1 protein-coding gene is annotated in these 250 nt (G+C 68.8%); it reads left to right on the top strand.

Annotation, left to right across the window (positions count from 1 at the left end):
* On the top strand, positions 1–250 hold a 250-nt coding region (locus ACLJNW_RS27135; RefSeq protein WP_410961653.1), incomplete at both ends, for an ABC transporter substrate-binding protein.

Raw genomic sequence — 250 nt, 5'->3', positions numbered from 1 at the left:
GGCTTCAACAAGTCGTCCTACCTGAAGATCGTCTTCGGCGACCAGGCCCGCCCGGCCATCGGCCCCTACCCGCCGATGCTGCTCGGCTACGACGACAGCATCCGCGACTGGCCCTACGACCCCGAACGGGCCAAGGCCCTGCTGAAGGAAGCCGGCGTCACCCCGGACACACCCCTGAACCTCTACATCAGCACCGGCAGCGGCCCCGGCGGCAACCCGGCGCGAGTGGCGCAACTGATCCAGTCCGACC

The organism is Salmonella sp. SAL4457 (assembly GCF_046548235.1).
In the GTDB taxonomy this organism is placed as follows: Bacteria; Pseudomonadota; Gammaproteobacteria; order Enterobacterales; family Enterobacteriaceae; genus Salmonella; species Salmonella enterica.
Note: the sequence above shows the minus strand (reverse complement) of the source record. Positions and strands in the feature narration are given on the sequence as shown.